Annotated in this window: 21 protein-coding genes; 13 read left to right on the top strand and 8 right to left on the bottom strand. The window is 39.4% G+C overall.

Translation table 11 applies throughout. The features are described 5' to 3' along the window. Positions 1-36 precede the first annotated feature (36 nt). The 3 genes from AC1TO6_RS11450 to AC1TO6_RS11440 all read right to left on the bottom strand — a co-directional run bounded on the left by AC1TO6_RS11450 (position 37) and on the right by AC1TO6_RS11440 (position 3,447). Positions 37-1,431, bottom strand: a complete 1,395-nt coding sequence (locus AC1TO6_RS11450; protein ID WP_482101724.1) for a Sau3AI family type II restriction endonuclease — start codon at positions 1,429-1,431, stop codon at positions 37-39. Positions 1,432-1,505: 74 nt separating this feature from the next. After that, positions 1,506-2,762 (bottom strand): DNA (cytosine-5-)-methyltransferase, encoded by a 1,257-nt coding sequence (dcm, locus tag AC1TO6_RS11445; protein ID WP_482101723.1) that lies wholly within the window; start codon positions 2,760-2,762, stop codon positions 1,506-1,508. Positions 2,763-2,982: 220 nt separating this feature from the next. Further along, the gene (locus AC1TO6_RS11440; protein WP_482101722.1) at positions 2,983-3,447 is read right to left on the bottom strand and encodes a hypothetical protein; all 465 of its coding nucleotides are present in this window, start codon (positions 3,445-3,447) and stop codon (positions 2,983-2,985) included. A 236-nt stretch (positions 3,448-3,683) separates the two neighbouring features. Here AC1TO6_RS11440 and AC1TO6_RS11435 point away from each other — a divergent pair, with 236 nt between their 5' ends. Beyond that, the gene (locus tag AC1TO6_RS11435; RefSeq protein ID WP_482101721.1) at positions 3,684-4,358 is read left to right on the top strand and encodes a DUF6998 domain-containing protein; all 675 of its coding nucleotides are present in this window, start codon (positions 3,684-3,686) and stop codon (positions 4,356-4,358) included. Between the two features lie 239 nt (positions 4,359-4,597). On the opposite strand, the gene AC1TO6_RS11430 is transcribed toward AC1TO6_RS11435, so the two are convergent. After that, positions 4,598-5,845 (bottom strand): DUF4153 domain-containing protein, encoded by a 1,248-nt coding sequence (locus AC1TO6_RS11430; RefSeq protein ID WP_482101720.1) that lies wholly within the window; start codon positions 5,843-5,845, stop codon positions 4,598-4,600. Positions 5,846-6,701: 856 nt separating this feature from the next. On the opposite strand from AC1TO6_RS11430, the gene AC1TO6_RS11425 reads away from it, so the two are divergent. The 6 genes from AC1TO6_RS11425 to splB all read left to right on the top strand — a co-directional run bounded on the left by AC1TO6_RS11425 (position 6,702) and on the right by splB (position 13,746). Then, entirely contained in the window at positions 6,702-7,148 is a 447-nt protein-coding gene (locus tag AC1TO6_RS11425) for an ATP-binding protein (RefSeq protein WP_482101719.1), read from the top strand. A gap of 127 nt (positions 7,149-7,275) precedes the next feature. Further along, positions 7,276-8,616, top strand: a complete 1,341-nt coding sequence (locus tag AC1TO6_RS11420; RefSeq protein ID WP_482101718.1) for a cyclic 2,3-diphosphoglycerate synthase — start codon at positions 7,276-7,278, stop codon at positions 8,614-8,616. Between the two features lie 228 nt (positions 8,617-8,844). Continuing rightward, positions 8,845-9,969 carry a plasmid pRiA4b ORF-3 family protein gene (locus AC1TO6_RS11415; RefSeq protein ID WP_482101717.1) on the top strand — a complete coding sequence of 375 codons (1,125 nt, stop codon included), beginning with the start codon at positions 8,845-8,847 and terminating at the stop codon, positions 9,967-9,969. Between the two features lie 121 nt (positions 9,970-10,090). Continuing rightward, positions 10,091-10,345 (top strand): hypothetical protein, encoded by a 255-nt coding sequence (locus AC1TO6_RS11410; RefSeq protein ID WP_482101716.1) that lies wholly within the window; start codon positions 10,091-10,093, stop codon positions 10,343-10,345. Positions 10,346-10,480: 135 nt separating this feature from the next. Beyond that, positions 10,481-12,307, top strand: a complete 1,827-nt coding sequence (locus AC1TO6_RS11405) for a hypothetical protein (protein ID WP_482101715.1) — start codon at positions 10,481-10,483, stop codon at positions 12,305-12,307. Between the two features lie 410 nt (positions 12,308-12,717). Continuing rightward, positions 12,718-13,746 carry a spore photoproduct lyase gene (gene splB / locus AC1TO6_RS11400; protein ID WP_482101714.1) on the top strand — a complete coding sequence of 343 codons (1,029 nt, stop codon included), beginning with the start codon at positions 12,718-12,720 and terminating at the stop codon, positions 13,744-13,746. A gap of 74 nt (positions 13,747-13,820) precedes the next feature. Here the strand turns inward: splB and AC1TO6_RS11395 are convergent, their stop codons facing one another. Then, a complete protein-coding gene (locus AC1TO6_RS11395; protein WP_482101713.1) occupies positions 13,821-14,315 on the bottom strand; it encodes a CarD family transcriptional regulator in 495 nt (164 codons plus the stop codon). Between the two features lie 142 nt (positions 14,316-14,457). Between AC1TO6_RS11395 and AC1TO6_RS11390 the strand changes: the two genes are divergently transcribed. Continuing rightward, positions 14,458-14,886 carry a MarR family winged helix-turn-helix transcriptional regulator gene (locus AC1TO6_RS11390; RefSeq protein WP_482101712.1) on the top strand — a complete coding sequence of 143 codons (429 nt, stop codon included), beginning with the start codon at positions 14,458-14,460 and terminating at the stop codon, positions 14,884-14,886. 78 nt (positions 14,887-14,964) lie between these two features. On the opposite strand, the gene AC1TO6_RS11385 is transcribed toward AC1TO6_RS11390, so the two are convergent. Next, on the bottom strand, positions 14,965-15,324 hold the full coding sequence (locus AC1TO6_RS11385) for a carboxymuconolactone decarboxylase family protein (RefSeq protein ID WP_482101711.1): 360 nt from the start codon (positions 15,322-15,324) through the stop codon (positions 14,965-14,967). 181 nt (positions 15,325-15,505) lie between these two features. Here AC1TO6_RS11385 and AC1TO6_RS11380 point away from each other — a divergent pair, with 181 nt between their 5' ends. From AC1TO6_RS11380 to AC1TO6_RS11370, 3 genes are all read left to right on the top strand, one after another. Beyond that, entirely contained in the window at positions 15,506-15,784 is a 279-nt protein-coding gene (locus tag AC1TO6_RS11380) for a hypothetical protein (RefSeq protein ID WP_482101710.1), read from the top strand. 290 nt (positions 15,785-16,074) lie between these two features. Next, positions 16,075-17,769, top strand: a complete 1,695-nt coding sequence (locus tag AC1TO6_RS11375; protein WP_482101709.1) for an alpha-keto acid decarboxylase family protein — start codon at positions 16,075-16,077, stop codon at positions 17,767-17,769. Between the two features lie 302 nt (positions 17,770-18,071). Beyond that, entirely contained in the window at positions 18,072-18,599 is a 528-nt protein-coding gene (locus tag AC1TO6_RS11370) for a signal peptidase I (RefSeq protein WP_482101708.1), read from the top strand. Between the two features lie 218 nt (positions 18,600-18,817). Here the strand turns inward: AC1TO6_RS11370 and AC1TO6_RS11365 are convergent, their stop codons facing one another. After that, positions 18,818-19,606: a helix-turn-helix domain-containing protein gene (locus tag AC1TO6_RS11365; RefSeq protein ID WP_482101707.1), complete on the bottom strand. Its 789-nt coding sequence runs from the start codon at positions 19,604-19,606 to the stop codon at positions 18,818-18,820. Between the two features lie 631 nt (positions 19,607-20,237). Here AC1TO6_RS11365 and AC1TO6_RS11360 point away from each other — a divergent pair. Next, positions 20,238-21,449 carry a NupC/NupG family nucleoside CNT transporter gene (locus AC1TO6_RS11360; RefSeq protein WP_482101706.1) on the top strand — a complete coding sequence of 404 codons (1,212 nt, stop codon included), beginning with the start codon at positions 20,238-20,240 and terminating at the stop codon, positions 21,447-21,449. Between the two features lie 88 nt (positions 21,450-21,537). Here AC1TO6_RS11360 and AC1TO6_RS11355 read toward each other — a convergent pair whose 3' ends face one another. Continuing rightward, the gene (locus AC1TO6_RS11355; protein ID WP_482101705.1) at positions 21,538-21,822 is read right to left on the bottom strand and encodes a hypothetical protein; all 285 of its coding nucleotides are present in this window, start codon (positions 21,820-21,822) and stop codon (positions 21,538-21,540) included. 209 nt (positions 21,823-22,031) lie between these two features. Between AC1TO6_RS11355 and AC1TO6_RS11350 the strand changes: the two genes are divergently transcribed. Beyond that, positions 22,032-22,196, top strand: a complete 165-nt coding sequence (locus AC1TO6_RS11350; protein WP_482101704.1) for a hypothetical protein — start codon at positions 22,032-22,034, stop codon at positions 22,194-22,196. Positions 22,197-22,284: the final 88 nt, after the last annotated feature.

Here is a 22,284-nt window from a genome sequence, read left to right as displayed (position 1 = left end):
GTGTCTAAGATATTGACATAGGCACAACACTTAAATTCAGTGAGTTGAGCCCGTTGTTATGATTTTACTAACTATCTCTTTGTCCAACCAAAAAGCCTGTTTAGCAATCAACCGACCGTCCGGCAATTGGGTTTTGTCACTACCATCTCTTCCTTTTGGCCTGATATGACAAAGTCCATTATTACCCGGTTTCGGAAGATTATTACTTACAATTATTCGTTTTTTCTGCTGTACAGGTTTTAAATCAATACCATTATTAATCAAAGATTGTAAATGAGCCCAAAATTCTTTAAGCCTACCTTCGATTTCTTTTAGTGGCATATTCCATAGTTTTATGCCGCTAAAATAAAGTTGCCGATTCGGATTTTGTTTTTTGGTCTCCTTGTAATGGAAAATGATGAAAAGAAACTTTGTTTCTTCGAAATGATTTTTAAGCCAGCTATCATCCCACTTTTCATTGGACCATTCGATGAAATTAATATTTTTAAAAGACATATGCTCTTTCGGATTTCCATCAGGTTCTAATCTTACTGTTTTAATTTCTATGTTGGCTTTTGCAAATTCCTCTATTTGGTTGAGTTTTGTTCCCTTTATCCCAAGTAAACCGCTAATAAATTCTTGCAAAAAGCTTTTCGATTTATAATTTATACTCAAACTATTTTCAAAAGCGATATCATTTAGGGATTTGCCGATGTGAGGTGCAAACCTATCTTCTAGTAATTGACTCAGTGTTTTTTGTTGGAGGTCGGCAGTTGTACTGAACCTTATTAAGTCTTCATCACGAATCACATTCCGCACAAGGGCAGTCATATAGCTTTGTTTAAATGAGAAAGCCCTTTGCATTGCCATTTCATTACTGAACGGTTGTGTGCGTAAGGAACTCTTATTTGCGCCTTTCGTCGATGCGGACAAGTAGTTGGTATCCGCCTCTGAAATTTCATGGGCGAGACCGGCTTTGATTTTATCGACAATCAACTTCCAATCATGCTTAATGATTTGTAGGTCTTCATCGGGAAATCTATGTAAGTGAGATTTGAGTATTTTGTATTCTGCTCTGCTAAGATCTGGAATCCACTCATAGAACATCATTAAAATAAGTTCGTTTTTTCTCCAAAAGCTGGATTCGGAAAATGAGTAGTTGACCTCATTGTTATAGTTAATAATATTTAGGACTAATCTTTCTTTTGCTGATAATGTGCCATTTTTGTTTCTCTTTACAGGGGTGACTTTTAATTCGATTCCTAGGTCTGAAAAGTCTGCTTCACTTTTAGAGTTTATTTCATATCCAAAGAAACTTTCTTCAACTATCTGTCCAAGCTGTCCTTTGGCTCGTTCATTTACGATACGGCCAGTTTTGTCAATTTCACCAAAAGATTGCCCTTCTGCTTGTTTGGCTTTATACATTAATTCTTCTTCACTTTTATAAATCATTCATACACTCCCTCTAAACAGACTATTACCAATACTCTACCACAAATAAAAAAAGCCGATACATAAGTATCAGCTTAAAGGGATAGTTCCATTTGCACTTCGGCAGGTTTGTTAGTTTTTTCGATTTCTTCGATTCGTCTGCCCATTACTTCGATTAAACCCACGACTAATGCGTTCCCCATACAAAAATATCTCATTCGATCCGTCATCCAAGCAGTCCAGTCGTCTGGAAATCCGTTCATTCGTTCGCATTCAATAGGGGTAAGAAATCTTTTGCGACCGTTGACTTCCACGACATGCGTGCTGCGATTAATAGAACCTTCACTTGTTAACATAGTTCTTCCAGGTTTTTCTAGATCATCGGTAAGAGACATACCGCCCTCGGAGAAAACATACTTGTGACCATCAATTGTAGTTCTTTCAATTTTCTTAGGTCCTCTTAAATAGTTAAATTTCAATTCATTTTCTGGTGTGAGGTAGAACTTTTCATCAATCATGTTTTCATCAAGAAGAATATCTTGTAAAATAGTCGGTTTTTTTAAAATGGGATCAACATGAGCAGTTAATATTTTTCCATACCTCATAATTCCAGCAGTATGGAAATTGAAAGAAAAATTATCGGAGATTTCAATGATATCCTCTGGCAGAGCTTCTGCAGTTATCCGATTTTTGTATGGTTTTTCATAGACGGGAAATGGTTTTGCAAAAAATCCTTCTTTAAAAATCACTTCATTATCGTCAAGTTTATCTTGAACCTTCTCGAATGTTATGCCATTTTTATAGGCAAAGATGAATACTCTTCTTCTCCTTTGTGCAAAGCCATATTCAGCAGCATTAATTACGCGCCATTCGACGCTGTAACCAAGATCCCTAAATGTTGCGAGCATGACCGCAAAGTCTCTTCCTCTTTGTGAAGATGGAGATTTAAGAAGCCTGTCCACATTTTCGAGAAGGATATACTTTGGTTTTGTACTTTCTATAACTCGCTTAATTTCCCAGAATAGAACGCCTTTTTTTCCCTGAATTCCTTGTTCACCGGAAAGTGTACGGGCCACGGAGTAATCTTGACAAGGAAAACCGCCGACCACCAAATCAGGAGCGGCTAGTCGGAAGTCTTCGTCGGTTACTTTCGTTATATCATCATTACTGTGAGTTCCACTTTGGAAGTTACGTGAATAGCAGTTGAAAGCATCTTGAGTTTTTCGGGAAGGTTCCCATTGGTTTGCCCAGGTAACATCGAAAAAATGGGGATTAGCTTGTTCCAATCCGAGACGGAACCCGCCGACGCCAGCGAATAATTCCAAAACGCGCATAGTTTTGTTATCAGACATTTGCGAACACCCTTTCGCTTTCTTTTAATCATTATACACTATTTGTGGATTAGGATCAAGAGTAACCTTAATATTATACGTGATTAGTTATTTTATGGCAAATTAAAATCGATATAATTTAAGAAGAAATAAAATAGGTCCCTTGTTCTAAAACAAGTCATATGGCTTCGACGCCTACCTCACTTTCCCGTGATTTTTCTCGAAATCAAATACTCAAGTACTATCTTATTTTCCTGAAATCATCATAAGGATCATAGTCTTGATGACGATATTCAATGCAATCGTCCAATAATATTTCTCCCCGGTTATTAATGATGATGTGCTCTTTAAGCTCTAACTCAAATAGGATGCCTTCTACTTCAATAGACAAGTTGTTTTGCTTAGCTAAGATTGATAATTCCTCTGTAATGAGACCACGTGCCTGGTCCCAAGTAACACTAACTTCATAAACGTCTGGGGTATCTGTTGTCTTTATATCATGCTCATACCAAAAGCCAATAAATGCACGAGATGAATCTAATACATATAGATCTTCTGGAACAAAACCAGCGGGGAACATGATTTTATTTCCCTCTACTATTGCATGTACAGGCTTCTCTTGATACATTGTTCGCGTTGTAATGAACGTTAAAATATCCTCAATCCTACCTGTCAATATCGCGTATCCATCCAACCAGTTTGGCATGACTATCCCTCCGGAAACTTTCTCTGTAAATTAAACATAACGGGCCGAGTTGCTTATAACAATCCATTTGTCAGAAAGTTTATGAGATAATTTAAGGTAACTGGTGCTGCTACAATTCCGAATTATATTAGTATCGGTGGTCGCCTTATAAGATAAAAGGTGTATAACTTCTGTTTATAATGGAGGGATAGAAGGAAATTTGGACTGTAACCGTCATTTGAAAGGGGAGATTTAATTTGGCACTATCACAAATGCAAATTATTCAATCGTTAGGGGAGGCAATGAATTGGTTGGAAAGGGAGATTAGTTGGGGAGCGAATCCAGCTGAGTTACGACATCTCTTAGGACGTATTGGCGAATTGTATGTTGCCCTGTATACGAATGGAAATTTGGCTGAACATGTAAAGGAAAAAGGATATGATGTTGTCACAAAAGAGAATGAAAAGATATCAGTGAAGACGACAACAATGTCAAATGGCCAAGGACATGTATCTTTTAATCCAAACACTTTGAGTTTTGTAGATCGCGTTGTCATATTGAGATTTGATGATAAGGAAATGGAGTTGGAAATTCTCTTAGATAAGTCAATTGATGAAGCTAAAACATTAATGACTCAACAAGGGAATGGGAAATTGGCTATTACATTATCAAAGATTTATAAACCAAACAAGAAAATCCGTAATGATAGCGAGATTCTGATAGTCAGAAAAGCAGCTTATCATAACTACGTCATCCAAGAGTTGGAAAGTGGGACTATTGAAGTTTATGAGGACGGAGAGAAGCTTTCAGCTGCATATCCTATTTTAAAGAAAATAGCTGGTTTGATTTCCGTGTCTATTCTTAATGGAAAAGGAAATCCTCATAATACTAGACGGTTAGGGACGTTAATTATTAAGGGATTGAGTCAATAATTTTCTTGTGCTGCAAATTTTGAAACGAATTAGAAGTCAATTTTTATTTTAATCCCCTTTATAGTCGTTACTTACTGAAGATACAAAAGGTCATACCTTGAAAGTATTCGTCTCGTATCACAAGTAAATGAGTTTTTTTAGAAAAACAAAAAGCCGAAAATGTACGGGCTATGGATAGAACCTGTTCATTTTCGGCATTCATAAGGAAGATCAATATTCGTTACATTAATAAAGCCTTTCTAATTAAAAATGAAAGGAAAAGTAAATGTAACAAAAGCCGCCCAAAGTACGTAGACTGGCAAATACTTAGTAACCGCATCTTGGATGGGTGAAGGTCCGGTCTTGTTTTGTAGAAAACGCATATAGGAGACCATAATCCAAATTAGATTTCCCCAGATAAGTATGTTTACACCTAAAACAGCGAGTCTGTTTGGTGTAATCCCATAAGAAGAAAGTCTGAACACGATGGCTGACAAAGCCACACTGTCAATGATAAGAGCAAGAATAATTAGGGCGAAATTTATATAATCAGAAATGTTCTTTTTCCTGTCTGTACCGCTTTCAGTAATGGAAAATATGGTAACAGCCAATACACTAAATAGTATTCCGTTGAAGACTATCAGGAAATTGCGATCCAAGAATGGATTTTTTCCGACCCAAATAACCGTTATAAGATAGACCAACAATGTGGCCAGGACAAGAGGACTAAAAATTTTAGCGATATATGGTGTAATATTCTTAGCAAGTTTAAGATTCATCGATACCAGGTATGTAGCCACAATAGCGAGAGCGGCAGCACCAAATAACACAACATTTCTAAAATAGAAGTCTTCTATATCCAAATCGACAAAGCTAAACAACTGCATAGTTAATGCTGCTAACAGCATTCCGCTAATGGCCATGCTGGCGTAGAGTATGCAAAGTTCCAAATTGAATTTAAGATAGGCTAATCTTGTGCTGCCTTTTGTATATTCATTTCCTGTAAATGCAAGCCCTATCAATCCCCATAAGAATATGGGAAGGTGTAAATAAGCAAGGATAGTACTGTCATTATCATTTAATGGCAGCATATTAAGATGCAAACCGGAGATTAGGAACATCAATGCAAGTGTGTAAAGAACCTTTTTATGGGGTTTATTTTTGTATACAAAATAAACTGCAATAAAAGGAAGAATCCCAAAAGCAAGGTTAATTGGGGCTATTGCCTGCTGTTCGACAAAATGGAAAATGATCCTGGTGCTTATCCCGGCCAGAATGGCTAAAATGCCCATGAATAAGAAACCATTCTGAAGCAAGGAAGCTTTTTCTGTATGTGCCGTCTCCTTGAAATTCAATCTTTCATACCAAGCGGCAAGAACCGGCGAATCAGGATTTTGTTCCCATGCGTATGAGAATGACTTTTTAAAGGCATTGGGGTCATTTCTAAACATTCTCTCCAGCTCACGGGGGTTAGTAATATTTTTACTAATCGAATTGTCGATTTCCACGGTTATACCTCCTCTAATAAATGTCCTACTAATTCCTACTATCCTCCACATTGCTTATAACCAAACTTCATTGTCTTTAAATGTCTTCGTCACTTTTGTTTCTGAAATATCTCCAGGCTGACATTCTAAAGCCTTACAAACCTTTCTAGATTTAATAATCGAATGGCTTTTGCCTTTAAAGGTTAGCCGTTGATTACACCGCACATCGTTAAATCATTTTTGGTTTCATAAAAGCAACTCACATATATATGGTATGTTTCATTTTAATACATTATTTATTGTTTATCAATAAATATTTATTAATTTTAGCAATATTATTGTTGTTAAAGTATGATTTAGACGAAAATATAAAACATTCCTCATTACAAATAAAACTTTAATCTCTTTAAATTAAAACTTATGCAACTAACCTGTCTGTTACTTCCATAATGGATAAGGGCTTAACTGGAATTAAACTTTTGAGGCATAAAGATGGATTCAAGATAAAATTGAAGTCTATAAAGAAAGAAAAACAGAAAGTTAAAATAAACGTTAGGTGTATCACGGGGAACCCTATCATAAATAAGTGAGGTTTTTTGCTTCAATAATTAGTAATTAAAAATGCTGAAGATAGCTCTGAATTGGTTAGAAAGGGAGGTTAAATGAATCATTAACCCACGGGGGCTTCCTGCAAGTAACAGACCACCATACAATTCCAAAAATCAATATAAACAGCCATGCCTAAACAAACATATAATTATAAGAACAGGTAGTTCCCACAAGTACATTTGTGATAAGGGACTGCCTTTTTTGTATAAGCATTCATTCACGTAATTGCATGCATATAGATATATTTGCTGGAAAGGAGGATATTCTTATGAAGAAAAAAAGCGAAATCATGAGGATTATTCAGCAATTGGATCATCATATTGCAGATAATTTTGAAGCCCAGGACCTAGACTTTAAGCAATGGAATTATAGTGCTTTGGAGGAAAATATCAATAAAATGATTAAATATGCAGTTTGTATGGCAAATGGCGGCGGGGGCAGCGTTGTTTTCGGTGTGGCCGACAAAGTGCGGGGATTAGACAATGTTTTATTGGGGATTCCATTTGATGTAGATATAGAAGAATTACAAAAAAGAATATATGAAAATACAGAACCGCCTATAACTCCTTCATTTGATGAAATATTTTATAGAGAACATTCAATCCGACTCTTGGTCTTGAATGTTTTGCCGGAAACACCTCCCTATACAATAAAGGGAGGCACAGCAAGCATTAGGCAAGGAAAAGCGTGTCTGCCGTACAAGAACAATACGTAGGGATTGTCTTTTTCTGAGCTCCATATTTTTTATTTTTTAGCACTTATGAAAATAAAGTTGTATTATTATGCATTACTTGTTATAATTATAACAACATTAAGACATTGTAGGTATAGGAGAGATTGCTATGGAAAGAAAAAATATTATTATCATAGGTGCTGCAGGAAGAGACTTTCACAACTTTAATACTTATTATCGCGGGAATGAGGCATTTAATGTTGTTGCTTTTACAGCGGCACAGATTCCAGATATAGATGGACGAAAATATCCAAGCGAATTAGCAGGTGAACTTTACCCCGAAGGAATTTCGATTTATTCACAAGATCAATTACCAGAGCTGATTAAAGAGCTACAAGTGGATGAATGTATTTTTGCGTATAGTGACATTCGTTACGAAGATGTAATGAGCATAGCTGCAATCGTGAATGCAGCGGGTGCTAACTTCACATTGCTAGGTCCAAAAAGCACGATGTTAAAAAGCAATAAGCCCGTCATTTCTGTTTGCGCTGTGCGAACTGGAACTGGAAAAAGCCAAACGTCACGTAAAGTAATCGAAACGCTTCTGGAGAATGATTTAAAAGTCATTGTAGTGAGACATCCGATGCCTTACGGCGATTTAAATGCACAACGTGTTCAGCGTTTTGCCACAGTTGAGGATTTAAAGAAACATAATTGTACAATTGAAGAAATGGAAGAATATGAACCACATGTAGCACGAGGAAATATTGTGTATGCTGGCGTGGATTATGCAGATATTTTGGCTGCAGCTGAAAATGATCCAGATGGCTGTGACGTTATTTTATGGGACGGGGGAAATAATGACTTCTCATTCTTCAAGCCTGATTTAGCTGTTACTGTCTTGGACCCACATCGCCCAGGTCATGAATTGAAATACTATCCTGGCGAAGTATGCCTAAGAACAACTGATGTGGCCATCATTAACAAAGTGGATAGTGCACCAGAGGAAGCTGTTCAAATCGTCGAAAATAATATTAAATTTGCAAGTCCAAATAGCACAATCATTAAAGCTGAATCCAAGATTACAGTCGATTTTCCAGAGAGAATTGTTGGAAAACGCGTGTTAGTCGTTGAAGATGGTCCGACGTTGACACACGGAGAGATGAAACTTGGCGCGGGTACAGTTGCGGCTGAACGTTTGGGTGCGGCGGAAATCATTAACCCACGTCCATTTGCAGTAGGTACACTAGCTGATACGTTCAACAAGTACCAACATATTGGTAACGTGATTCCAGCGATGGGATACGGCGAACAGCAATTGAAAGATCTTGAAGAAACGATTAATAATGCCGACTGTGATGCAGTGATTATTGGCACACCAATCGATTTAACACGCATCATTTCGATTAATAAACCGTGTACACGTGTACACTACGATTTAGATGAAATAAGCGGTCCGAACTTAAAAGGTATTTTGAAAGATTTTATCCAAGAACATAAACTTGTCTAATAAACATCCGGTGCCTCATAAACAATTAGAAAGACTAGCGAACCAGTTGCTAGTCTTTTTTAGGTTGCGGTGCAAGATATTATTCAATTCATACAATGAACCTCCCGCGACTGAAGTCACGAGTGTTCTTGGCTTACTCATCAACCGGGAATTAAATGAATTGCTTGTGGTTTTTCCTTGCACAGACGCCGATAACTTAGGTATCCTTCATTAAAGGAGTTGTCAGTTATGCTAATCTGTTGTACGAAGAAACTCTTAGTTGAACTCAAAGTCGAACCTGAATCAGTTGAGGAGGAAAATTCACTTTTCTCTTGGCATGCAAATATAATCGTGGTCAATCGTAAGAAAGTGGTTGTGTTAGTGAATGATCATAATCGTTATGCCGTTGTGTTGTACGGCCTGAAAGCTAAAGACTTTAAAAGGTTCACTGAAATTGCCCTGCAAGGAATCCGTGAAACATTTCAGGGAGAAGGGATATCGGACAAGGTGATTGACCAGTATTTACTTCATACCGGGGAAGTTTCCATTACGAAAACAAAGGATCGGACTTCTGTGGCAAGGATGAATAAGGCTTGTGATAATGTATACTTCCTTGATGATTTATGGGATGTAGATTCTATTTTTCAGCCGGACATGGGTATCAGAATCAGCGCTTTTCTAGTTGGAGATGGGAAAAAAAGCTATATTGTACCGAATGAAGAGATGTATAAGGATCTTACCCTTTTTGTGGACCAATCCATTTTTGAAGCGAAAGCAGCAATAATAAAAGTGACACTTAGGCTTGAAAATCGTCAAGTATGGCGGCGACTTGTGGTCCCTGTAAATAAAACCTTTAACCAATTGCACAAAGTTTTACAGACGGCCTTTGGATGGCAAGATTATCATCTTCATGATTTTCACGTTTATGGTAGGGCGGTCAATGCAGGGAATCACATCATTGAAGGACATAAAGAAAAAAACCATAAACCAATCATTCATCTTGTTTGTGACCAAGAGGCTTTTTCTTATCCAGGGGAAGTTAGCATGAAGCATGAAAAAGGCGTGAAGCTATCGGAATATATCCCTGCATACGAAAAAATGACATACAATTATGATTTTGGTGATGACTGGTACCATGATATCGAAGTAGAAAGTATGATAGAGAACTATGAGTTCAACTATCCTGTTTGCTTAGAAGGTGAAGGGAATACACCGCCAGAAGATGTAGGCGGTGCGTATGGTTATGAAGAATTCCTCAAGATTCTTGCTAATCCCGAACACCCTGATTATGAGCATATGGTTGAGTGGGGACGGATGCAGCGTTATCAGGATTTTGCTATCGACTCTATAAATATAGAGTTGAAGAGATTTTAAAGGGGATAAACCTTCAGATGCGCTACGCGGATTTGCATTACTCGCGCAAGAAATTACCGTGAAGGTTCAAATATTCGTGACTGTTTGTCCGACAGAAAGTTTTAACTAAGGAGGCGGGGACATGAAAAAGACGTGGGAAGTAATGCACGCTGGCCATAGTATTCGTGTGGAAAACAGTTGGTTTGGTGGTGAAAAACTGTTTGTTGACGGGGTTTTACAAGATCAACAAATAGGAATTCGGTTCAGTTCAAGATTATTTGGAAAGGTAGAGATTGAAGCTGACAAGTATGAAGATATAAAGGTTTCAATAGGTTCAATCGTGAGAATGCATTGTCGGATTTTTGTAGGCGACCGCCTTGTTTATTCTTCAATGTGAGTGTACAAGTGGTTGGGAGGCTGTGCAGGAAAATTTAAGGCACCTTTTATAACATTAATAATATAGATTCGCAAAAAGGAATCGGAAACGAGTACAAATTATACTGTATTCGATTCCTACTTCAGGGAGGACTTTATGGGCTTTAAAGACGAATTTAAACGTGAGATGCGTAACCTAAAGAAAGACGTAGAAAAAGAAGTACATAAAACGTGGGAGATGGATTATAGAGGGCATCGTATTGAAGTTGTAAACCAGATGAAAGAAGAGTTACTTATCATTGATGGTATAACAGTTGATAGGAAAAAAAGAAAATCTTTATTTTCCCATATTATCCCGTATTCCAAGTTATCAGGGATACTTGATCTGGCAGATGGCACAAAGCATGTCATTTCCGTTAAACTCGGTGGATATGTACGGCTTAATTGTATTGTAAAAATAGATAATGAAACGGTTTTAGACGACTCCCTGAAGTTAGACTTTCTTCCATGGGATAATAAAGAAAAAATTGTTCCCTTTATTCAACAACAAATTCAAACGCACAACAAAATAGTAGATGATCATTTACCAGATGAAGAATATTTGTATGATGAAAATCATCCACGATTGGCTGCAGGTATGTTCGATAATGTTGCAGATGACATACCTACACCATTTTACGTAAAAAAACTACTGAAGCTTTTTGAAGAACAGCTAAATCACCCTTCTACCAAAACACGAAAAGTAACATACGAAAAAATTATTTTTGACAATATGGCTAACTACAGTGATGAATTCATTGAACGATTCCAGCAAGCTCAATTTGACGAATCCCGTGTACAACAAGAGGCATTATGGCTTCTAGAGCATGCAGCACATAGAGAGGTTGTAAAGTTTTCAATCACCGTACTTGGTTGTACGAATTGTGAAAAATATAAAGAGCTATTATTCACATTGGGCATGCATGAAGAGTTTACACCCTTTGTCCTATTTGCATTGAAAAATGGCACAATGCGGGCAAACAACCAGGTTTGGCAACTTGCTCAGTCCGTCCATGGTTGGGGTAAGATTGCGGCTGTTGAACAATTGGAAGCAACGACGCCAGAAATAAAACAATGGTTACTGACAAAGGGCTGCAGAAATATAATTATGGATGAGTATTTAGCCTATAGTTGTGCCGTAAAAGGAGAACTTGATGTAGCTCTATACGAAGAAGCGATTTCGAAAGAGCTATATGATGGAGCAGGTCTTATCATCCAAGCCCTTCTTAATGAGCGTGCTTCAGAAAGCATCGAAGACTATCCATATGCAAGCTTAGTTCTTTCGCGCTTCGTTTATCATGCGAGTACGCACTGTAAAACACTTGAGGATTTTTATCCGTTAATGAAAATAAGTGAATATTTAAATGCCGATGGTGAAGTTTGGGAAGAACGGTTTAACGATCAGTGGAAAAAACAAGAGTACGCTTCTATTCAGCAAGCGATTCAACCCTTTATTAATGAACCCAAATGGCCACAGCTTGTCATGGATGCACTACAGCAAGAAAACAATATGAAAGCACTTGAAATCGCTCTCTTTTATCAATTAGACGTTACGCAGAATTTGTTTGATATGCTAGAGAAATATCCCGAAAACAGTGAACTATATGTAGCGGTTATGGATACTAATAATCGTAAGTATATCGAAAACATTTGCACATTTGCGGAAACGCATTTATCGTTATCAAGTCTGTCAGATGAAGAACAACATTGTCTGCAATGCATTGTTCAAGATTTGTATGGACACGAAGGAGTGGGATTACCATTGATTCAAGCTGCTCTTGCATCAGATAATGGGAGTTTGCAATACCATGCACTCAGTGTACTAGAAGGATGGTCTCCATCGATTTCGCAACAACCTGCTTTGCAGGGGAGTATTAAAAATATTGCAAATACGACGAAAGATAAAGAAGACCGCCAGCTAGCAAAAAGATTATTGGGAAAATAATAAAAGAGATGTATTCAGTATTTGTATATTTATCTAAAAAGAACTAAATTAATTTGGTATTCCTCGATTATAGGACTTGATTCTACTATGGAATAGAGTCTAATTTCATCGGGTATATTGACAAAACCTCACTTAGCTCCATCACGGGGAACCGTACCAGATGTGAGCACAAAGTCATTTTTAAAAGGAGCGTCAAAGAATAACTCGATTTCCTTGACACTTCTTTCAACTGATGAATTACCTTCATCACTGTAATTTAAGGTACCTGGTTCTGATACAATTTCGAATTATGTTAGCACGGGTACCTTTCATCAAGTCCATTTTCATAATTTCTCACTTTTAAGACAAGCTATACAAAAAGGAGAAAGGTGATCATATGGATACTAATTATGGATTAGGTAGTTCGCGGTATGAATAAACCCTTTACACCACAGCTTGTTTATTTTGAGCCAAATGCACTTGATTATCCGCTTGGCAAAGAACTAAAGGAAAAGTTCGAGAACATGGGGATTGAAACGCGTTTTACGACATCACATAATCAAATTCGGGATTTACCGGGTGATACAGACGCTCAAAAATACCGTATCGCGAAATCCACCTTAGTTGTAGGCATTCGAAAAACGTTAAAGTTCGATACGTCCAAGCCTTCAGCTGAATATGCAATCCCACTTGCGACGGGGTGTATGGGGCATTGTCATTATTGTTATCTTCAAACAACGATGGGCAGCAAACCTTATATTCGAACTTACGTTAACGTGGAGGAAATTTTAGAAGCGGCTGATCAATACATCGAAGAACGTGCACCCGAGATTACCCGGTTCGAAGCTGCGTGTACATCCGATATTGTGGGAATTGACCATTTGACGCATTCATTAAAGAGAGCAATTGAACATATTGGCCAAACAGAACTAGGTAGGCTGCGTTTTGTGACGAAATTCCATTTTGTCGACCATTTGCTGGATGCCAAGCATAATGGCAATACGCGCTTCAGATTTAGCGTAAACGCTGATTACGTCATTAAGAATTTCGAGCCGGGCACTTCTCCTCTGGATAAAAGAATCGAGGCTGCAGGGAAAGTGGCAAGAGCCGGCTACCCATTAGGCTTTATCGTTGCGCCGATCTATCTTCACGAAGGTTGGGAGGAAGGCTACCACCACTTGTTTAAGCGACTTGACGAGGAATTACCGCAAGATGCAAGAGACGACATAACATTTGAATTCATTCAACACCGGTTTACGAAGCCCGCGAAAAAAGTGATTGAAAAGAACTATCCGAAAACAAAACTGGAGTTAGATGAAGAAAAAAGACGCTACAAATGGGGCAAGTACGGAATCGGTAAGTATATTTATCAAAAGGACGAAGAGGATGAAATAAAGATGTATTTATACGGCTATATGGAAAAGTACTTCCCGAATGCGAAGTTGGAGTATTTTACTTAAGCACACGAAAAAAGCGTAAGGCCCTGGGAAACTGGGGCTTTACGTTTGTTTCTTGCGCAGCGATCACTTACTGCTTATTGACTAACCAGGAGCTTAACTTTTTTAGATATTTCTTCATAAGAAGTATCCAACGACACCGCTAATTCCTTATACATCATATTCTCTATGTTTGCCAAAAGAACTCGATCATCTCCATCGAGTTTCTTTTCGTCTGCATCCGCCTCACGCTTTTTCTCCATTAACGTAACCGCCACTGAAGCAATTACAGTACGGTCTCCTGTGTTTACAAGACTTTTATATTTTTTCGTACGCTCTCTGCCATTCTCTATCCACTCGATGCCTGGCTGTTGGAAGGAATGCAAAATCTCTTCCGCCTCTTCTTTATTTAAGACGTTCTGCATGACAATTTTTTCACTATCAATAGGGATATTTATGATTAATCTCGCATTATCAAGTGGATGCAATACATAATAGGTTCCCGTACTGTCACCATAGGTTTTTTCGCATATATCGTCAATTTGACATAATCCATGTGACGAATAAATAATTACATCTCCAATATTAAACATACCTGTTAGCCTCCAACTCTACAATCGTCAATTTAGTTTACAATTTTCATTTTACGCCAAATTCACTAAATTGTCAATTTGGTTGACAATGGAGTAGTGGTTTTATATAGTAGGTGCAAAGATATCTTTAGGGGTGAAATGGTTGGATTTGGAATTAAAAAACTTAGATTTAATAGATATATTAAGCGAACGACATCTTCAACTGAGAAAAATAACAGAAAAACGATGGAATGCCAGCAGTGATATTTATTTGTCGAATTCCGAGTGGTTCATCATGGCGAGAGTTTATAAAAAACAGTCTACGATTGCATATGTTTCCAAACATGTGGATATATCCAGGCAAGCCACCCATAAAGTCATTAAAAGCTTGGAAGCAAAAGGCTTAGTTGAAATTAACAACATGGAAAATAACAAAAAAAACAAACGCATACGATTAACTCAATTAGGCGAAGAGTGTTATGAAAAAAATGAGTCGTTGAAGGCAAATTTAGAAACAGAAATTGCAAATAAGTTAGATCCTGGACAGTTAAAAATTCTTAAAGACTTTCTGAAATTGGATTGGGGCTTATAGTTTAGGGTTTACTCAACTCATAGTTATCATACTAAAAAAGGAACAAATCCATTTGACAGGATTTGTTCCTTTTCATTGTTATAGTACGATTCCTGTAAAGTCTTCGAGGGCATCTTGCCAAATGGTTACGCCTTGGCTCATTGCGGAACCGCCGCCTAGAGCTGCAGCCACTCCGATTGCCTCCATCATTTCTTCCTCAGTAACACCCGCATCCAGGCAACCCTTTGTATGGTAAAGGATGCAATATTCGTTATGAGCGTGCACACTAATGGCGAGTGCGATTAGCTGTTTGTCTTTCTGCTTCAATTTGCCGTCTTCGAAACACGACTCAGTGAATGCATGAAAAGCCTTGGTCACATCCGGCAATTTTTCTGCGAAACTGCCCATGCCAACTTTGTATTCCTGTAATACGGCTTCTGAATACGTAATTTCCTCCATTTTGTACCCTCCTGTTCGAGGGTAGTATTAGCTAAGGCGGATGAAGGTATGCATTGTTTTGAGGTTAAATTAATGCCTTATTTTTAAATTGAAATAGCCTGAGCCGCGCATACTTTAAGAATAATTCACAATACTAAGCGCGCTGTAACTAAATTTATTTGGAGGAAGGGAAGAGGTAGAAATGGCTAAGCGCTCTGAAACAAGTTGGAAAAAGGATAATCCAAACACATTTTTAAGCAACTCTGTTCAAAAGGCGGATCGTTCGGTGAAGCAAGCAATGACACATCCAGAAGAAATCGCAGTTGAGCATGCTTTCAATTCGCTATCACGTGCGGACAAGGCGTTCTTACATGCAGAACAGCAGGATGAGCCGGCAAATTCAGTCCAGCAAAACAAAGAACAGCTAGATTTGATGAAGCAGCAATTAAATGCAGTCAATGAGATTGTGAAAGAGCAGTAATATGATGAAGCGATTACCCCCGCAGGTTTCGCAAAGCTTTTGAGTGTGATTCATTTCTCGTCTTACTCACCTAGTTTAATGTACCCCTTCAAATAGGAAGAAAAACAGCAAAGAAACACTACAGCGGCTTGTTGTAGTGTTTCTTTCGTATGAACGGATAGAACCGACGAGAAATTGGGAGTAGGCATGAGGAATTGGGGTAATTTAGATATATAGAGTAGCTACCGAAACGCTCAATTGGTTACGGAAATAGCTATCCTGTGAAAAACGTGAAGGAGGAATATATTTAAATGGATAAAATGCAACTGCCCATACCAACACACCCGCCCACACTCGGACAGTATCTTTTCGACAGCTTAAAAGCGGAAGGCATTACCGAAGTTTTCGGTGTTCCCGGTGATTACAATTTCAGCCTTCTGGATTCATTGGAGCAATATGATGGAATCCGTTTCATCAATGGACGCAACGAGCTGGGGTCGGGATATGCAACTGATGGTTACGGACGACTTCGTGGCCTATCGGCGCTCATTACAACTTTTGGCGTTGGCGAGATGAGCGCCTGCAATTCTATTGCGGGTGCGAACAGTGAATATGTACCTCTCATACATATCGTCGGAGCGCCCAAATCAATGGATCAGCAGGCGCATAAACTAGCGCATCATTCCCTGCTGGACGGCGATTTTGACGTATTCCGGCAAGTGTATTCGCATCTGAGCGCCTACACAGCAATCGTGACGCCGGAAAATGCCGAACAGGAGATTACAGCAGCAATCCGTATAGCTAAACAAAAACGCAAGCCGGTTTATTTGATGGTAGCTATGGATTTGGTCACAAAGCCCATCGTCCAGCGCGTTGTTCCGGAAGTGAAAAAAATCACGACATACAAACCTGCGCTTGAGGCAGCGATTCAGCAAATAACGAAATTGTTGAATGGGACGAACAATGTAGTGCTTTTATCGGATATGCTGTCGCTCCGCTATGGACTCAGAGATTCCGTTCACCAGCTCGCGTCGAATTTAAACGTACCGGCTGCTTCGCTTATGATGGGCAAGAGTAGCTTCGATGAACGCCATCCGAATTACATCGGCGTATACGGCGGAGCATTAGGAAGTGAACAGGTCAGTACAATCGTAGAAAGCGCGGATTGTGTGATTGCGGTTGGCATGATTTGGAACGACACGAATTCCGCTAAAGAAACGACAAAGCTTGATCGTCTTCGTCTCATCGACATTCAGCCCGAGTTTGTACGAGTCGGGGAATCCATGTACGAGCAGGTGATGGCGGCAGATCTCATTGCTGCCTTGAGCGCATGTGGTTGGTCCCGTAGTGGCGCTTTACCTCAGGTTACCTTCCCTTATGATGAACTATCTGGCGAGCCGGAGCAGCCAATCCGGGCGGAATCTTATTATCCACGCTTCCAGCGGATGTTGAAGGACAAAGACATTGTTGTGGTTGAGACTGGAACCTTTTCATACGGCATGTCACAAGTACGACTTCCAGCAGGGGTTGAATACATTAGCCAGCAAGGTTGGCAAAGCATCGGCTATGCAACGCCTGCCGCATTCGGGGCATGCATCGCGGAACCGGATAGACGTGTGCTGCTGTTTACGGGAGAAGGTTCGCTGCAGGTGACGGTTCAGGAAATCAGCACAATGCTGGATAATGGCTGCCGACCGATTCTGTTCATCCTCAACAACAGCGGCTACACGATTGAGAAGTATTTGAATGTTTTAACGTCCAACCAGCAGTACAACGAGATTCCGGACTGGAATTATACGCAGCTAGCTGAAGCCTTTGGTGGTAAGGCGTTCACGATTGCGGTGCGTACCAACAAAGAGCTGGATGAAGCGATTGCAGCAGCGGAGCAAGCACAAACAAGCCAACTGTGCATGATTGAAATGATTGTCACTGACCCTATGGATGCACCGGATTATTTGATCCGGCTCCGCAAGCATTTAGAAGAACAGGAACGTCTGAAAGAATAGCTGTATGCTGTTACTTCAAATAAAGAGATTACATTGAGCGCACTCCGTGGAGTGCGCTTTTATAATTTTTTCGGGTGCAAGATTGTTTTTTGTAGGTCGGTGGAATAAAAGATTCGTATTCATCATAAAGTAATGTCACCAACGACTTACAGGCGTTAAGTGGGACATGCTCCATACCCCCGTTTCAAAACAAACTTCAATACTTCAACTACCGCAATGAAAATTTAACTTTCTTTGTTAGTTTATGAATCCAAAGGAGATTGAAAAATGACTTGATGAATTAAAAAAGGGGATTATTGGTAGTGAAAAAATATTTTAGAAGGATAGGAAGTAGTATTGCTACATTACTAATAATCGTAGCGTTTGCATCTATCTATTCATTATGGCATTCGAGTAAGATACCCGGAAAACCTCCTACTGTATTTGGATACATCAGTATGACCGTTTTAACGAGGAGTATGGAACCGGGGCTTAAAGTTGGGGATTTAATAGTGGTTAAGACTTTTAACGCAGAGAAAGCAAAGGTGAATGACATAGTCACGTTCAAAAATAGCAATAATACGTTAATCACGCACAGAATTGTAGAGGTCGTTGACAAAAATAATGACGTTTTTTTTCAAACAAAAGGAGATGCAAATAATAGTAGCGATCAAGACCTGATTCCAAAAGAATTGGTTATTGGATCTCTACAATTTCATATACCTAAAGCCGGGTACATAGTAAGTTTTCTAAAGAGCCCTCCTGGATTAGCGATAGTGGCTACCCTTCTATTTTTAGCTGTAACACTAAGATGTTATAAAAAATTCACTACCGACTATCCAGATCATTAAATTGTAGAGTCTAAAAAAATACCTGGAAATCCACAGCCTAAAGGTCCAAAGCCAGAAGTACCCAAGAATCCGGAACCTAAGGATTCACAACCAGAAGTATCTGGAGCGTCAGAAATCCAAAGAACCAGAACCAGATATAAACGCTTTGAACCTGAAGAATAGGTGCCTTTCTCATGGTCAAAAGTTCTGGACCGACTATTCCACGTGTTGAATGACAACTACCGGTAGAAAAACCCCTCGAATGGCACGTCATAATCCATGAAAGCCTCGCTGAATAAAGCTTTGTCGATGAGTTCGCGCAATACGCCTGAATAATAGCCGGGCAGATTTCGAATGTTTTTCACTTTTGTCGTTTGAATCGCAATACGAAGTGCTTGCATAGCCAATTGCTCGAACAGGTCCCCTTTGTCTTCGTGGATACTGAATTTCAGCATTTGCAGGGACTGTTTTCGATAGACACCGTAAAAATTGCGTGCTAATTTACTCTCTCCGATTGTTGAAGAAAGAAGCGTTTTCATCTTACCAAAAAGTGTAGTAGGCACAATTTCCGAAGGAGACGTTCTTTTAAGATCTTTAGTACTTAGCGCTTTAGAAAGAAAAGCTTCGTTTTGCAGATTAGAAGGTTCCGCCTCACTGCCAGAAGGCTTTTCGTCATCCTTCGGGGTGTTCAAATTCGACTGGTCATTAGTAGGTTTAATGACATAAATGTTAGCGCCTAGACCGCTCATGACTGGGCGGATATAGTGAATGCGTTCGATGATTTCAAGCTTTTCTAACTTGCGAATGGCGCGTCGTACAGTTGCATTGGATTTCTTGATGGCCTTTTCAATGGTTTCGTGTTTCAAGTGGGCAGCGCCATATTTAACGGAGTAGCGACGAATCATTTCGAGAACGGCCCGCTCAGTTTGGTTCATTCCGTTCCAGTGTGTGAGTACGTGTTGCCTTGTTGCTGCGTCCAAATCGTGTTTGTTTGTGAAGTGTGCGTATTCCGTTAAGTAAGTTGTCATAAAGAATATCCCCTTTATTCTTTATATAGAAGAAAAGTAGGGGAAAGGAGACAACTATAAAAAATTTAAATGTAGAGGATATAGGTAGGCGCATTGAAATTTGGTCGCCTGGACGCATGTAGTTGGTTGAAGTAGTGGAATCACCAACAAAATCGGTGAGGCATACTCATCGAACTGGAGTGCATTAGATAATTTAGGATAATAAATATGTGTCCAAAAACGCTCAGATTTCTGGGCGTTTTTATTTGCCATTTACATTGTGAATTTGCTGTTTAAACAAAGATTAATATGATGTTTAAACAGTCAATAGCGTTTTCCCCGCATCAACTGAACCCATTAAATCAACAGTTGTATGCCTTTTACTGTTGAAATATTTTCATGCGCAGATACATAAGAAACTCGTCAAAATAAAGGTGAGTAATATCAAAAAAAAGTGGAATACTAACCGTTGAATCATTATGAAAACATAGTTATTCCTGTTTTTCATACAATTAATTTACTTATGCCATTTCGTTTGATAAAATCATTTAGTTGTCCGACGTCTGACGAGGTTATTAGGTGTTACCTAGTGTGAATAGATGTACTTTTAACAAAATTAAAAATGGGAAATTGCCATTATGAGGTGTAGCTGTTGAATTTATTGTGGGGACTTTTAGGGATAGTGGTTGTGTTAGGAATTGCATTTCTTTTTTCTAATTCAAAGAAATCGATTAATTACCGGACTATCGTCGTTGGTTTAATCATACAAGTGACGTTTGCATTCGTCGTCTTGAAGTGGGAGGCAGGTAGAGCGGGCTTGGTAGCGTTTTCCGACCTCGTGCAAAATGTCATTGACTATGCTGGCGAAGGGGTTGCATTTCTTTTCGGTCCGGCAGCGGATTTGGAAGGATTCGGTTTCGTCTTCGCATTCCAAGTGTTGACGGTCATCATTTTCTTTTCATCCCTAATTTCCGTATTGTACTATCTCGGAATTATGCAGTTGATCATTAAACTGATCGGAGGCGGATTATCGAAATTACTTGGCACGAGCAAGGCTGAATCGGTGTCAGCGGCCGCAAATATTTTCGTCGGTCAGACGGAAGCTCCGCTTGTCATTCGACCGTTTATCGCAAATATGACGAAGTCAGAGCTTTTTGCAGTCATGACGGGCGGACTTGCGTCTGTCGCAGGTTCTGTTCTTGCAGGGTACGCGCTTTTAGGCGTCCCTCTTGAGTATTTGATTGCGGCAAGTTTCATGGCTGCACCGGCAGGGTTGGTAATGGCGAAAATCTTTTTCCCGGAAACGGAAAGCCCGGAAGTTACAACCTTTGAGATGGAAAAAGATCAGGAATCGGTGAACGTCATCGATGCAGCGGCACGCGGGGCAGGGGATGGATTAAAACTTGCCTTGAATGTCGGTGCAATGTTACTGGCGTTCATCGCTCTTATCGCTTTAATGAACGGAATGCTGGGCGGGCTCGGTAAAATGGTTGGTTTTGAGTCGTTGACGGTTGAGGGGATTCTTGGCGTTTTGTTTGCACCGCTCGCGTTTGCAATCGGCGTTCCATGGTCGGAAGCGGTTACTGCAGGGGGATTCATCGGCCAAAAACTTGTGTTGAACGAGTTTGTCGCTTATGCGTCATTTGCACCTGAAATACCTTCTCTCAGTCCTAAAACGGTCATTGTTGTAAGCTTTGCGCTGTGTGGCTTTGCGAATTTAAGCTCGCTGGCCATTCTTATTGGCGGATTGGGTTCTCTAGCACCAAGTCGTCGCCCGGACATTGCTAAACTTGGTATCCGTGCAGTCGCAGCAGGCATGTTAGCTTCGTTATTAAGTGCTGCAATCGCTGGGATGTTCATTTGAAAAATAAACTTTGAGTTACCAAAAAGGACTGAATGGCCAATGTGCCATTCAGTCCTTTTGTGAGCTAAGCGCTTAGTGGTTTTGCTGGTCAACCCTCGTTGCCGTCTTCGGTATCTCCGTCGTCAGTCTTATCATCATTGACGCCTTCACCACCATCGTCAATGTCGGCATCTGTATCCGTACCATCCTCAGTATCTACGTCCACATCTGTATCCTTATTGTCACTAGGATTGACATCTTCTACAGGATCATTAACATCCACGTCGACATCATCGTCTTCACCGTCTCCGCAGGCTGCAAGCATCCCGACCGATAAGAATGTTGCTGCACCAAGTTTCAACCATTTCTTGTCTCCTGTTAGTTTCAAAGCCATTATAATCTCCTCCAAAAGTTTGTCTAGTTGTTTAAGTGAAGCATGTCTTTGATATACCCCGATTTTAATCACTTAATCATGTAGTCCGTTTTTTGGGTAAATAATTAGATGCCAAAAGAATACCGATACAGTTGAATTGTCATGATTTGCGGGGCGTTACTGTAGTTGACTGAGTATAGTTTGTAAAATAGGAAGAAGTCATCGTTTTAATGAAAGTTATCATCCAATATAAAGAAGGTGTAGATATAGACTCGTTGTTTATCAATGCAATTACGCTTGTACTATATGACATGATTAGAAAGACGAACAAAAGCTTTCTTGAACAGACGGAAGAAATAAAAAAACTGCATGACTATATAAGGGGATATATATAAAGGAGCTAAAACCATATCGGTTGTCAGCTCCTTTTTTGAATTCATCTAAAGATGAATCTTTAGCCATGAAATTATAATTCCCCACCGG

This window comes from Sporosarcina sp. Y352, from assembly GCF_056786535.1.
Note: the sequence above shows the minus strand (reverse complement) of the source record. Positions and strands in the feature narration are given on the sequence as shown.